Here is a 13,591-nt window from a genome sequence, read left to right as displayed (position 1 = left end):
ATTTTTCTCCTCTCTTTATACAACGCCTTCAGCATTTCCATATACCGCATCCATATCAGTAAAATAAGTTCCTTCGTAGCCGAGACGTTCACCAATGACAAAGAAATCAGTTTTACAGTCTTTTGAAGCAACCACAGTGAAAGATCCATCTAATTTAGTGATAACTTCTACATTAGGATTAGAAGGGAAAATCGCAATATTTGCTGTTGCTTTATAAAATCTCTCTTCATATGCAATTGTTGTTTCAATTCCCTCTGTAAGTTCTATATCTGTTAATAAAAGACTAATCTTGACCTGAGGACTATCAATTGGAGACATCCCCCATACCTTACCTTCGATTTCAATAGATCCACCTATTTTACTCCCATCAGGTTTAAATAAATGTCGATAAGATCCATTTTGATAAAGTGCAAATTCGCCATTGCTTGCAAAGCGCATCTGATTTGCTCCTCCATTTGGTGATAATACTCTAAAGTAAGAACTATCAGAGGTCATTCTTGATTGACCATTGATACCTAATCCATTTGGTGCTGAAAATTCAAAACCTTGGATGTATGGATCAAATTCCATTGAATATGAATGATTTACCAAGGTTGTTTCATTTCTGGCTACACCATTAAAACCGTTTTTCTCATAATGAGTATACGTGCCGTAAAGACCTTCAAACTCTAATTGATTACTTTTTAAATATGCTGCACTTCTAAGTAAAGCTAGATCAGCTGACGTTTCTCTTACTGATACAATCACACTTGTTAGCCTCGAGCTTGATTTATCAGTAGACCCAGATAAAGTTTTAACACTATGAACGAAATCATTTCTTATATCAATTGTTCCTTCAGTACCTGTAGTAGTAAATGATGAACCAGTGATTTCCCCAGCATTTACTTTTCCTAAATTAGCTGATAAAGCAGCTAGGCTAGTAACGTTGATCTTATCAGCAGTAACAGCACCATCAACGATAAGTTCCCCTGCTGATTTTCTGTTAATGCGAATATTGTCAACATAAAACTTATTCGTTGTCTCAGCGTTGTTAGCAAAAGTGATAAATATTTGTAAGTATCCAACTCCTGATGGCACAGTGTATGAACCACTTTTCTTAGTGAAAACAGTCGTTTTTGCACTACCGAATGTTGCTACTTGAACCCATGTACTTTGAGCCACACGTTTCTCGTCATAAGTCCTAAAACCTACTCCTGTAGAACCCGTACCAACAGTATTTAAATGCCTACCCTCAAACTCCACATAGAATTGTTGTCCTGCTTGAACAGGAATTAAATTAGAACTATATGCGTCTGCATTAGCACCGTTTCTAGAGTCAATCTCTAAAGCACGATTAGAGCCATTCCCACCTGAGAATGCAGAAATATCGGCAACTCTACCATAAACATTCGTATAGCCTCTTGGCGAAGAACCAACATTATCGAGTTCAAAATCAGGGTTTTCACAAAGATTAGTCCAGTCCGATAAGACCATTGAAGTAGCAAAGACGGAATTGGTTGCAAGCATACCGCCATTAATAAGTGTCGTTCCTGACTTCCAACTATTTAATAGTGATTCTGCATTATTCCATTTTGTAGCACTAGCGACTTGTGAATCAGAAACAGTACCAGATAATTTAGAAGTATTAAATGTTCCATTACTGTTGATATTGCTTGCTCTATCCCACGTTGATTTACTCCCTGAAATGGTTACATCATTTTCATATGAAGCAATTTCTTGTTCTGTTGATGGTCTAGTTTTAACAGAATCGAATTGAATTGTTTTTGCGGTAATAGTTCCAATGAACGATGTCCAACCACCCATAGGGAAAATGGTGTATCCTGTAAATCCAGAAGGTGTTGTTGCTTGTTTGATAATTTTTGATACTGTATACCATTTATTTAAAGTTGGAGATGCTATTAAATCCTTCAAATGAATTTTATGGTCAGAGTTTGCAGTTGCATTATATCTAAATAAAACCCCTGCACCATCAATTGTTCCACTTTCCAACATGAATGTTGTTTCTACCGTTACATATTGATAGTAAGGTTGATTAGTAATTTGATTTGGACTTAGGTAACTATTCGTATTTAATGCAACTACATACTTAACAGCATTTCCCATACCGTTGCCTGATGAAACTTTACTCATGCCTGTACCACTCAAACCACTATATCCACTAGGATAAGTTCCTGTCCAATCTAGGAAATTTGGATTCGCATTGATTATACTTGCATCAGCATTTGATAAAACACCCTTGGTCGTTGAATCAAAACTACTGAAAGTAACTGCACCATTAATGTCTATTTTACTTGCTGCTATTTTAATAGTTTCAGCAGTTTGATTAATAGATGAAATAACTCCATCCTTACTAACTTTAAGATTGATGTTGTTAGCATTTTGAGTTATAGAACTTTCCGCTGAAGACATTCTAGCTTTAAGTCCACCTGAATTATTAATATCCGTGTCGTAGGTTGATTTTGTAACTCTAAGCTGAATTTGTTCGGCATTGGAGGTTATAGAACTTTCAGCAGTAGTTATTCTTCCGTCAAGACCTGAAATATCAGAATCAATATCTTCAGGTGCAGGTGAAAATCCAGTACATTTAGTACCATTTTCTAGTTTGACCTCTTTAAGGTAGAGAGTTCCAACATTTGTTTTTGCAAAGAAATCTATAAACCCATAATAAGTTGCACCCAAATACCCACTTGTGACATTTTTGTTTTCCATCTTAAAATACTGCCATTCAGTAGTAAGGTTAAAATCTGTATTGTAACCATCACAAATATCAACCATTATTGTTCCTGCAGTTGCAACCTTAGCCCAAAAGCTTAGAGAATATATTCCTTTTTCCCTTTGTGTGAATTCACTGATTCTCCAATTACCACTTGCTAGAGGTTTATAAAATGCATATTCTCCATCAGTTGTCATAGGAGTTCCTTCTACATCAATTCTACTTTTTCTGATTAAGTTTCTTCCACCAATTTGCAGATTATCAAATTCAGTTTTTGTAACACGGAGAGATATTTGTTCTGCATTAGTTTGAATAGAAGCTACAGCACTGGTTAACCTACTATCAATTCCCTCAACAACTGTCTTTTCTGCTCTCAACAAGATGTCACTTGCATTCTGTTCAATTAACGTTAGTTGATGTGTAATTTCTTCGTCCAATTGTGATACTTGAGTATTTGTATATGCAATCGCATTTTCTTCTGCTTGGACTGCTCTTGAATCGTCAGTATACTTACTCGCCTTTATCCAATTAGCTGAACTAAATGTTTGCCCCTGCGCTTTTGCAGTTTGACATTTCATGATTTCCCCATTTGTACCTTGCACCCACAGATCTCCAACATCATAAGGTGACACAGGTTGATTTACAAAAGTACGTCTTTTTGAGTCAGCTGTATCCTGTGCTTTAGCTGCATCCGCAAGAGCCTTCTGTACGTCTGAATCTTTAAGGAGAATCCACGTATATACACCATTTTCAAGAGAAAATCTGTAAGAATAACCGTTTGACGTATTATAAAAAAGATCGCCTAAATGGTTATTTTTTATTTCATTTGTAGTCCACAATGAAACAGGCTCATTTGATAAAGTAGGTTCATAATTATAAAACCAAGATGTAATATTCCCATCAATTTGACTTTGGATATCACTTATTTCTTGGTTATACGTAATAGCACTTACATAGTTAGTAAGTTGCTGTCGTGTGTATAATTCAGCCGCACCTTGTGCATCTGCAGCTTTTTGCTCAGCATGACTTTTAGCAACAGCTAGTTTTTCATTAGCATCATTAATCCTTGCTTGTTCTTCTGCAGATACAATGCCGTCTGCATATGCTTCAGCTTTTATTCGCTCAGCTTCAGCTTTTGCAAATGCATATTCCTCAGCAGCTTGCTGTGCTGCATTTGCTTTACTGGTTGCATCCAAGGAAGCAGTATCTATGGCAATGACCTTAGCATTGTCAGCTTTCTTTTGAGCACCTAAAACAGTTTCATAGTTAAGTAGCCTTTTTTGAATTGATTCTATTATAGGAGATTTTTTTAAGGCAATTCGTTTATAATCACCTAAGATCATCTCCCCAGCTAATGGATTCGATTTACTCCTTTTCAGCTCAATTACTCTCGCCTGAATAGCCGTACTATCATCAATCCCATAATGGTAGACAGTAATTGTATCCCCCATTCTTACCTTCTCATGACTATAATCTTCTCCATCACCAGCGATGACATTTTCAAGATCAGCAAATTTAATCTCAAACGTCTCGACAGGCTCAATGCTTTTCTTTAATTGCTCATAAGTTAATTCTAGAAGTTTAATAGGGGTAATATCAGAGCTACCACTGTACACATACTCTCCAGTAATATGCACGCCCTCTATGCCCCACTTTTCAAGTGCGTCTGGATCTCCTAGCCATGCTTGCCCTAGAGGTTTATCAAGTGGATCACCATTTGCGATAGACCACTCAACATCAGCAAAAGTCATTGGTGTTCCATCATCTTGTTGTGGGCCAACACCAACTAATGCAGTGTAGAGATCGTTGCTATGTTCTTTTATGCGGACTTCTATTAGATCTTTTGCATTTTCAATTCTTTTTCCTGTGAAATTCCCAATCCGTTCAACTAAATCAACATAACGGTCAGAAATCTTACCGTTCTTTAATTCAACTCGATATTGGAGTTCTAAATCAAAAAGGCTTCTTAGGTCATGGATTGACTTAACAGCTGTTTGTACTTGTTCAATCACAACTGTTCGTGTACCAGCCCAATCCGTTCTACCCCTTTTCCATCTCGTTCCATCAAGGTATCTATCCAAGATGTCATTAACATCAGTGGCTTGAATCGTTTGGGGCATGATGCGTTTACCTAATAGTTCCAGACCAGAATTCAATGTCTGAACATGTTTCAGGTTTGAGTTGGTATCGATTTCCGTATCTTTGATGGTGAACATAAGAGAATTACCATCAAGATCTTGTATGACCACTTTATTTTCTCTTACTAGAAACTTGGCATCATCATGATAAAGTGGAACTGAAAAGGGATAGGTTGAATAACTATCATTTAATTTCTCATGATGGATATCATCTTTATATGGACATGCATCTGAGTTATCGTTCTCTAATACACATAAAAATGTTTCTTCTTTCGAAAGTACAAGAATCATAAGTACCTCTCCCTATACTCTGCAGATACAATTGCTACATTTTTTGGATATACTTCTAATGCGTTATTACCATTCTTTAATGCAAAAAAGCGACTCGACAAATCGATATCGCTAAACAGTTCACCATTTTTTCTTACTTTTTTCACAATATGATCAATCTCAAAAATGTCTCCTGGTTGCCCTATATAAGGAATTTGAGTTGATGAAAGATCATTAATCTTGTATCCATTTATATCCCTTACTCTTAATGTTGTAGGGGTATAGGTTTGATATTGACCAAAATGAACCTGAATTTGAGCAAGTCGAGCAGTGTAAAAATTTTTAGAGTCTCTAAAACTTTTAGACCACTCTACAAAATGATTTCCGTTAGCATCGATTCTTGCAACATAAACTGTCCACAAGGTACCTACTCTTTCAATTCGTAAGTAACCATAAAAATCATTGTAATTTGTCTTCTTACTTCCATAGCCATTTAGAATGTATGTGCCGTTATTTAATGAACCTGCACGAAAATATACAGTATTAGTCTTTTCGTTTTTCCAAGAATCCTTAACACCCATTACACCAATAACCTGACTATTTTCATCCAATAAATAAAGCTCCACTCTGCCAAGCGAAGCAACGGGACTGTTATCATTATCCATAACAGCTTCAACCATGAAATCTTGAACAGGAGTAGTTAAAGATTTCTTTGCAGCTGGACCATGCCATGAATTTCCGGTACCAAAACCATTTGGAATAAAGTTCTGGCCATCTGTAGTAAATGTTCCTCCAACAGTTCCTTCATCCACACTAGAACCATTTGTCCACCCAGTTGTTGAGCTCATCGTTTCGTTGAATACTCTTTCCCTTGGAGGTACAGGAGTGCTATCTACGTTATCAGGTGAACCTAATGTAACGTGATATTCAGAACTTACAATAGATAAAGAGGTTGTTAGTTGAGTAATCTCAGCAATGAATTTTGGGAAAGTTTCGGCTGTACCGTTATTCGCAATTATCCCATCAATAGAAGGATCGCTGGTATCATTAATAGTTATTCCTTTAAGTGGACCTTGTCCATCTGGATTGGGACATACAAAGGTAAGTACCCCTTCTCCTAAAGTAACTATCTCATTAAGATCAGTACTACCTTCTAAGACAGCATAATATTTTATGCTGGGATCTTTAGCAATGATAAATTCTTCTGCTTTTTTACTAAAAAGCCAACCCGCAAGATCACGAATTAAAGTGTTATATTCTTCAACATCTTCATGATGAATTGTAATTTCGACTTTAAAAGCGTTCAGACCTCTTTTAGTATTTTGAAGGAAAGCACCTGGTCGAGCAGGTATTTCTAAAAAGTCTCTGGAGATGGGAGATAAAATTCCACGTATAATTCGATTAACAATAATAGGATATTCATTGCTCCATTTTCCTTTAAAGTAAAACATTTACCCACCTCCAAACATATTTTCTACTTTATCTTTACGAGCTTGCAAATCAGTTATGTCATCTACGATTTCTTCAGCAACTAAACGTCTATTTAAAAAGGTCTGAAAGACAAGTGGTCCAAGATTAAGACCTGATGATTTAGTTGACTCAGCTTTTGAATTACCAGATTTATCAAAAGACCCTTCATCGATCATCTTAAATAAATTAGCCTGTTGCGTCTCGGTAAGAACCATCTCATTACGCAATAAACGAACGTCAATTTCATTGTGATTTGGGACATTAGTTAGCCAATCTGGTACACCACCTACGTGTAATTTTGGTAACGTCCCACCACTATGACGCATTTCTCTTGGACCAGTTGCTGATTCATAACCTCTTTCGATAATTTGACGCGTACGGTTCGTGGTAGTAATGTTTACTTGTTTTTGTATATTCACTCCTAGAACGCTATTCATTGTACTAGCTTCTCCTGTGATTTCTTGAACACGTGATTTTACAGTGCTTAGATTAGAAATTTGACTATCAATCGCTGCTACAGCATTTTTGTATTCCTGAGTGTTTCTCTGACTAACAGGTACCTTTTCTTGAAGCTTTTTCTTTTCTGCTTCCAGTTTAGAAATAGCTGCATCGATTTGTTGGATTTCTTGTCCTTTTTTTGCATTGATGCCGACTTGTTGTAACTCTAAAGCAATTAGAGAGTTCTTTACTTTGTCTAATTTACCTATTTGTTGATCTACTTTTGTTAATTCTTCATTTTTTGCCTTAATGTTATCCATGTTAGCAGCATGTTGTTCTCTTAGCTCTTGAAGCTTGATATGTTCTCTACCTATAATAACTTCTGCTTTATAAATAGCTTCATCATCACCACTTGCTTTAGCAGTTTGCAATTCAGATTCTAGTTCACCCACAACCCTAGTTTGAGCCTCTAGTTCTTTTTCTGTAGTATTACGTTTTTCGGCTAACCCATTTATATCCTCTAAAAGACTTTTTCGCTCTTTTATATTTTCATTTAGTGTAGATTCTAAGTTAGCTTGTTCAGTTTCTAAATCAATCCGTAATTGCTTAGCTTTTTCCTCAGTTAATTTCTTTGCAGCCTCGGAATTCGCTAACATAATATTACCTTGTTCAGAAAGAACAACATTTGATTCAGGAACTTTTTCAATTATTTTATCGTTCAATCCTAAAAATTCTTCAAATTCAGCGTTTGTGAGACCAGATTCCTTTTTGAGTTTTATCTGTTCATCTTTAAGCTTTTCAATGACTTTAGGATCAGATGTACGTGTTATTTCATCATTTATATCTAAAAATCTACCAAGTTCATCAGTGGTGAGATTTAACTTTCCTTTCAGTTCATCATATCTAGCTGTCATTGTACTAAGAGAATCAATTTCTTTTTGTGCTGCATCAACATGTTCGAGGGTAACTTCATTCATATCACTGTAAGCAATATTGGCTCCAGCAACTAAACCACCAATTAAAGATAAACCGGTTATTAACCAACCAGCCGGACCCATAGATAAACTTAAGGTTCTAAGAGCAACAATTAATTTACCAATACTCGTGACTGTCAAACCAATACCTGCAGCTGTTCCAGCGAAGGCCAGTCCAGCTTTAACTGTTGTTGGATCTAATTCTCCAATCATTTCGACAACATCTGTACCCGTTTGAATAATCTCCTTAAACATAGGTAAAAACTCATTACCTACCTGAATTCCAAGTGTTTCTAAAGCACCTTGGAATTCTTGAAATGCACCTTTCAGATTATCCTTCATAATGTCGGCTGCATCTTTTGATGCACCAGATGAATTTTCAAGTGCGTCAGTGAATTCGTTAAGTTGATCGACTCCACCTTCCATTACAGCAATCATTCCTGATGAAGCTTCAGTCCCAACAAGTTTTGCTATGGTTGCCACTTTTTCGGCATCTGTCATATCTTTTGTAACTTCGGTTAAATCTGCAAAGATTTCTGAAAGATCTTTCGCTTCACCATTCCTATCTCGCATTGAAAACCCAAGTTTTTTCATTATCTCTTCTTGTTCATTTGCTGGATTGTTAAGTGCGAGTAACGCAGCCCTTAGAGCAGTACCAGCACTACTACCATCGATACCTGCGTTAGTCATTATTCCAATTGCAGCTGAAACTTCCTCTATACTAATCCCTAATGTATTCGCAACAGGAGATACATATTTAAATGCATAGCCCATATCATCCATGCTTGCTGCAGAAATATTAGCAGTCTTAGCAAGAATATCAGCGATTCTTGATGCTTCTGAAGCTTCTAATTGAAATCCATTTAGAGCTGAAGAAACAACGTCAGCAGTTAATGCTAAATCACTTCCTGATGCTTCAGCAGCAGCGATAACCCCAGGCATAGCAGCCATAATTTCATTTGCATTGAAACCTTTTGCAGCCATATCTTCAAATGCTATCGCTACTTCGCTAGCTGATTTTGAAGTTGATGCACCTAATTCAAGTGCAGAAGCTTCTAATTTCTTAAATTCTTCATCAGTTGCACCAGATATAGCCTTAACACGGCTCATTTGAGCTTCAAAGTCTACAGCAACTTTTACACTTGATCCAATTCCTGCTGCTACTGCAGCACCCACTGCTAAAGATGCGTTTTGAATAAGTTGCAAATCATTACTAGCTTGTCTAGCTGAAAAACCAGTGTTCTTCATTTCTTCTCTCGCTTGCTGCATACCTTGTTTGAAGTTATTAGCTTCAAGTAACAGACGTGCTCTTAATGCTCCTAAATCCTGCAATTAGTAAACCTCCCTCCTATAACTTGTTAGCACCAGAATTTGTTAAGAATCTAAGGTGTTCAAATTTTTCTCGATCAAATTGATCAACTGGATTAATATCCAATTGCTTAGTAATATTTTTCATGAACTCTTCGTATTTCTCTTCATTTAAGGAACGGTTATTTGTGGCTAACAAGACCATTATTTGTTTAAATATCTTTTCATTACGTTCTTTTGCCTTAGCTTCAAGTAGCTTAGGAATATCCGTCATGTAAAACTCATTTTCAATCGTTACTTGAGATACATCCAATATTAATGAGGCTTGGATTAAAAAATCTTCTGAAGAAATAAAATCGCCCTCTACCGATCTTTTTTGGATAGAAGGCTTTTGAGGTTTTTTGCTACTTCACCTAGGTTGTTCCTTTTAATTATTCGAATCAAAAAAGTAATAATTTCGTCTAAGCCAACTTTGTCATCAATGTATTCCTTTTCCAGTCCAGTTAACAAAGAGACAATTTCTATAAATTCATCCATAGCTATCTGACAAACCGAAACCATATAAGAATAAAATTCTTCTTTCGGAGCAAGTAAAACTTGCACAATAAGACCAGGCAATTTATCAATAGTTTCAAAGAGTTGCCTCCAAAGATTAGGAGTAAGTTTTTTAATTTCAACTCTCTTCTCGCCTAGATACATAGTGTTTTCACCAAGTAATGATTCTTTTAACTTCTTAATCATGTAAAAACCTCCAATAAAAAAGAGAGCATTAAGCCCTCCCCAATGTAGTTATGCAATTACAACTGACTCATCACCTAAGAAATACAATAAACCTGTATCATCTGGATATCCGACAAATGTAATATTACATACACGTTCATTTTCTGTATTAAACGTCCACTGAACATCGGCCATTGCTCCTGCAGTTGGAATTGTAATATAATCATTTGCAGTTGTTCCAGGTGAAGTAGGTTTAATCACCATTTTTTTTGCTTCTTTAAGTAAGTCGTATCCTGCCTGAGCATATACATCTAAACGTTTCTTAACTGCCTCTGGATTTGTAACATCCTCACCATACTTGCTATTAGGAGTAACTGAACTTAGTTTTTTTAAATCTTTAAGCGCAAATGGAACTATAGCTTGGCATGTACGACCTTTTATGATTGATTTAACTGGTGTATCCCCAAATTGATCTACAGTTACATCTTGCTTCGTTGTATTTACCTGAAATTGAATACCACCTTTTGTGATATCAAATATTGTAGGTGATGATTCTCCATATTCAACTTTAGCAGGTCCGATAGGAACATCGATTACTGGCATGCGTATCATCCTTTCTATTAAATGTTTGGTTGTAATTTAAATCTAAAATTCGTTGAAAATGTAGGTCTGTCGTGTATATCTAATCCGATAGGGATGGGATTACTCTGCATAGATTTACTAAGATAAATAAAATTACTTCCTACAGTGTAATGACCTCGATCATCAAGAAGTTTGATTAAATCCTTTGTAAGTTTTTCAGTAAGATCCATCTGCTGTATATCATTTTTGTAACTTTTACCCTTAATAATGATCTGGAATGTCGGATACTCAATAGGTAAATCAGAATCTGATTCACTTCCACCAGTACCAAAAACAAAAAGAGCCGGCAATTGGCTCTCTTCTACATCAGGCATGAAATTGGCATCAGGATAAACATTGAATCCTTCAGTTGTCAGGTAATCTATTAATTCTTTTCCACGCATTTCGATCACCTAAAATCTAAGAGCAGCTGTCAGTTCTTCAATGATCAACTTCTCATTTATTTTTATGGCATTTTCTAAATATTTCTTACCAGGCATATAGCCTTTATACGCACCTTTACTATCAGTTTTAGGACCAGGGGACATATAAACTACTTTACCGGTCTTTGTTTTTCTGAATCCTTCATGCTGAACCATTGCATAGTCATCTACTTCAGGACTAGTACCAAAGTCAATGAATTTGCTTTTTAACATATTTCGCACTTCACCAACAATTAAGGCTGCCTCTAAATCTCCTGAATCTAAGGGCGCGAGTTTTTTTGCATCGGTTATTACCTTTTGAGCTAATTTGATTAAAACTCTATCAATTTTTTGATCTACTTCTCGTTCAATCTTGTCTAATTCAGATATCATTGCTCCGATACCTTCAACGGAAAAAACCTCACGATTAGCCATAGATAATCACTTTCTTTACATCATCAGTACCCATCGTTTTTTTTATTTCTATGTGACGGACAGTGTATCTTACTTCCTGACCTAGTACATTTGTATACAAAAAGTAATCGTTAGTACTAATGGAATGACTTCCTTCGAGATGGACTTCTGCAATTGAATGAACCTCTTCACCCTCAGCATTACGAATTAGCTTTTGTTCCTCAACCACTTTAGCTTTCTTCGCGACAGGATTGTAACCAGTAATACGATTCCAAGTATCGAGAATAGCTACATTGTGAACGATGTCCGCAGGGTACCCAAAGAGGCTCATAGTAAAGTACCACCTTCAAGTACAAATGCTACTTCCTCATCCTGTTCGAATAGAGGTGAACCTAAAATCTCTCGTACTTCAGGAGCCACAACATCCCTGATATTGTATTCAATACGTTCCCCAGATTCGCTGATATGCTTTAATCCTTGCTTCTGATATTTTAAGACAGGGTCAAGAGCTTGAAGTTCCCATATTACTTGATAGGAAACAATTTCATCTGTTAATTCAATATCAGGATACCAACGATTAATATTACGTGAAGCCTGTGTAACTGCAATACTTTGCTTTGTCGATTCATCCCAGGCTTTTGTATCAAGAACATTTGATTGTATCCATAAGTCAATGGTTTCAATTGTAGGCATTTATCGCCACCTACTTCTTCTCATTTTCACTATTTGCTACAGCATCGGCTTTCGCCTTTGCTTCTGCGTCTTTTTTGGCTTGTTCCTCAGCTTTCTTTTTAGCTGCTTCCTCTTCAACCTTTAGCTTTTCAGATACTTCATCAATTTTAGCTACACCCATATCGACCAGACGCTCTCCATCTTCTTTCTTTACCTTTTTCATTGAATCTCCTGAATTAAACCATTTGCCATTGTGTTTCACATTACCAAGTGCCACTAAATCCATAACTTTCACCCTTTCATAAAAATCTAAAGGGCATCAGTAAAACTGACACCCATACAATTAAATTACTGTAGCAGATACAACTGAATCGTTATAACCGAAGCTAGGGAAGGCTAAATTTACACCAATTGTTTCAACACGAATCGGATGCTCATTTACTTTACGGAAAACATAAATTCCATTGCTATCCGTTTTCTCAACTTGAATATCCGCCAACATTTCTTCAGTAGATTCAGCCCATAAGTAATGACCCAATGGACCTTCTGGAAGCATAACAAAACGATTTTGAGGAGCCATACGAACGTTTGAGAATGAAACCTTTCCAACTACTAATGCACGATTCTCTACACGAGCTTGAGTATCATATGCCACAATTTTAGGTAAACCCAATGATTCGAATAAGCTATCCAACTGGGCCTTTGTTAACTGAGGTGGGTTAGCTGAGCCTGATGGATCACCGTGATAAGCAATACGTACATTTTTATTCTGCAACAAGTAATTAATAACCTGACGAGATGCTAATGCACGAGGTAAGGTAATACCTTTATCGCCCATTGTATTTACCCAACCTTGAATATCTTCAATTGGATTAGAGTTTGCTGTATCGCTCCAAAGGTCCGTTCCAGAAAGAACAGGCTTCTGGTCATTTGTGTAACCAAAATCTACAGAAATCTGAACACCACCCTCGGAATAGGTGATGCCTCCTGTAGAAATGGACTGCATTGCAATCCATTCTTTACGAGCTTTAATGGCATCAACTGCATAATCTGCGTCATTTAATTGAGTGCGTCGAAGTTCAGCAAATTCATTACTTCTTAGGTTTCCTTGAAGTAATAAACGAACTAATTTCTCTTCCATTGCTCGACCACGTTGAATTTTAGGTATTTCAATACGTTTACCTGTCATACTTTCACGGCTGCCATACTCAACTTGTGTTCCTAGTTCAGCAATTTGCGCCATTACAGGAAGTCGAGAACCTTCACGAACAACATCAACAGTTAATTCAGATGTTTCACGTGCTGGAAATAGTAGATCATGTAAGTAGTTAGTAGGTGTTGCTAGATTACGTGAATAAACAATTAATTCTTGACCCGATAATGCTTGTTCTAAAGACACTAATTCTGGAGGCATTTAGATCATCCTTTCAA

At 36.5% G+C, this 13,591-nt stretch carries 12 protein-coding genes; all 12 read right to left on the bottom strand.

Annotated elements, in window-relative coordinates:
* Window positions 1–15 precede the first annotated feature (15 nt).
* Window positions 16–5,142 carry a phage tail spike protein gene (locus tag I7822_RS25890; RefSeq protein WP_207981951.1) on the bottom strand — a complete coding sequence of 1,709 codons (5,127 nt, stop codon included), beginning with the start codon at window positions 5,140–5,142 and terminating at the stop codon, window positions 16–18.
* Window positions 5,139–6,572: a distal tail protein Dit gene (locus I7822_RS25885; RefSeq protein ID WP_207981950.1), complete on the bottom strand. Its 1,434-nt coding sequence runs from the start codon at window positions 6,570–6,572 to the stop codon at window positions 5,139–5,141. Before I7822_RS25885 ends, I7822_RS25890 begins: the two co-directional genes overlap by 4 nt.
* On the bottom strand, window positions 6,573–9,335 hold the full coding sequence (locus tag I7822_RS25880; RefSeq protein ID WP_207981949.1) for a phage tail tape measure protein: 2,763 nt from the start codon (window positions 9,333–9,335) through the stop codon (window positions 6,573–6,575).
* Window positions 9,336–9,351: 16 nt separating this feature from the next.
* Window positions 9,352–9,585, bottom strand: coding sequence for a hypothetical protein (locus tag I7822_RS25875; protein ID WP_207981948.1), 234 nt, complete (start codon window positions 9,583–9,585; stop codon window positions 9,352–9,354).
* An 89-nt stretch (window positions 9,586–9,674) separates the two neighbouring features.
* Window positions 9,675–10,052 (bottom strand): hypothetical protein, encoded by a 378-nt coding sequence (locus tag I7822_RS25870; protein WP_207981947.1) that lies wholly within the window; start codon window positions 10,050–10,052, stop codon window positions 9,675–9,677.
* Between the two features lie 48 nt (window positions 10,053–10,100).
* Entirely contained in the window at window positions 10,101–10,634 is a 534-nt protein-coding gene (locus tag I7822_RS25865; RefSeq protein ID WP_307847889.1) for a hypothetical protein, read from the bottom strand.
* Window positions 10,635–10,651: 17 nt separating this feature from the next.
* A complete protein-coding gene (locus I7822_RS25860; protein ID WP_207981945.1) occupies window positions 10,652–11,056 on the bottom strand; it encodes a minor capsid protein in 405 nt (134 codons plus the stop codon).
* A gap of 9 nt (window positions 11,057–11,065) precedes the next feature.
* A complete protein-coding gene (locus I7822_RS25855; protein ID WP_207981944.1) occupies window positions 11,066–11,509 on the bottom strand; it encodes an HK97 gp10 family phage protein in 444 nt (147 codons plus the stop codon).
* Window positions 11,502–11,819, bottom strand: coding sequence for a hypothetical protein (locus I7822_RS25850; RefSeq protein ID WP_207981943.1), 318 nt, complete (start codon window positions 11,817–11,819; stop codon window positions 11,502–11,504). The genes I7822_RS25855 and I7822_RS25850 overlap by 8 nt, the downstream gene beginning before the upstream one ends.
* Window positions 11,816–12,181 carry a hypothetical protein gene (locus I7822_RS25845; protein WP_207981942.1) on the bottom strand — a complete coding sequence of 122 codons (366 nt, stop codon included), beginning with the start codon at window positions 12,179–12,181 and terminating at the stop codon, window positions 11,816–11,818. Before I7822_RS25845 ends, I7822_RS25850 begins: the two co-directional genes overlap by 4 nt.
* A 10-nt stretch (window positions 12,182–12,191) precedes the next feature.
* Entirely contained in the window at window positions 12,192–12,446 is a 255-nt protein-coding gene (locus tag I7822_RS25840; RefSeq protein WP_207981941.1) for a DUF7210 family protein, read from the bottom strand.
* Window positions 12,447–12,503: 57 nt separating this feature from the next.
* A complete protein-coding gene (locus I7822_RS25835; protein WP_207981940.1) occupies window positions 12,504–13,574 on the bottom strand; it encodes a major capsid protein in 1,071 nt (356 codons plus the stop codon).
* Window positions 13,575–13,591: the final 17 nt, after the last annotated feature.

This window comes from Metabacillus bambusae (assembly GCF_017497975.1).
Taxonomy (GTDB): Bacteria; Bacillota; Bacilli; order Bacillales; family Bacillaceae; genus Metabacillus; species Metabacillus bambusae.
The sequence above is the reverse complement of the archived record's forward strand: the minus strand, read 5'-3'. Positions and strand labels throughout refer to the sequence as shown.